Here is a 998-nt window from a genome sequence, read left to right as displayed (position 1 = left end):
GCTTGCCACGGGGAGCGCCTTCCGCGCAACTCCGGTTAGCAATGCCACCCAAGTCCGCCGCATTCTCCGCGATGAGCGTCTCAACGTTGAGACCGTTCTTGACCCCTTGATCCGCTCGGTCTTGGCGGCCCATCGCGCCGATACGCTCTGTCTTTGCATCGATGAATCGCATCACACCGACCGGGTACGTATCCTCCAAATTGTGATTGCCACGGATGCCATGGCGTTACCGATTCGCTTCTTTCTCTATGACCCTCATGCGGCGTGGGCTGACGATGCCCGTCAGTGTCTGCACGCCCTCGCCCAGGTCATTCCGCCTCACCTCCGCGTGATTGTCTTGGCCGATCGCGTCCATGCAGGCATGCCCTTTTTGTCCTGTATCGAAGCGCTTGGCTGGGGCTACGTCTTTCGGCTGAGCTGCCAAACTCACGTCAAAACGACCAAGGGCTGGCAAATGGTGGGGCAACTCCACCCACGACGCTATCCTACGCGTCGCATCGAGCAGGTGGCCCTGTGGAAACAGCGGTCATGGACGACCAATCTGGTGATCCATCGGCATGAACGGCCAGGACATCAACCAGTGGTCTGGTATTTGGCAACGAATCTCCCACCGACGGCGGTCTGTTGTCTGCTGTATGCGCTGCGTTGGTGGCAAGAACGCGGCTTTTTGCGCCTGAAATCGGATGGGTTTGGCTGGGAACGCAGCCGCATCACGGATATTAAACGAGTGACTGCATTGTTGGTGGGGGTGGCGTGTGCAACCTGGTTGCTCTGGATGTTAGGCCGCCAGCGTGATCATCGGCCCATCCTACGCCCAACGACCACGACTGCCCAGCCGCGACGGGCCAATGTCTTTCGGCTGGGGGTCTGGCATTGTCGGGATGTAAGCACCGGTCGTCCCCACACCATCACGTGGAAACTCCCTGCCTTTCGGACGCTTGACTATGAACGGGTTGTCGTCCCATTGCCCGTTCTTGGGCCGGATGTCATGCAGTAAG

General features: G+C 59.2%; 1 protein-coding gene. It reads left to right on the top strand.

Annotated features, from left to right (window positions below; translation table 11 throughout):
• A partial coding sequence (locus C5S61_RS02475) for a transposase (protein ID WP_164689184.1) occupies window positions 1–997 on the top strand: 997 nt, incomplete at its 5' end.
• Window position 998 lies beyond the last annotated feature (1 nt).

It is taken from the genome of Herpetosiphon llansteffanensis (assembly GCF_003205875.1).
GTDB lineage: Bacteria > Chloroflexota > Chloroflexia > Chloroflexales > Herpetosiphonaceae > Herpetosiphon > Herpetosiphon llansteffanensis.
Note: the sequence above shows the minus strand (reverse complement) of the source record. Positions and strands in the feature narration are given on the sequence as shown.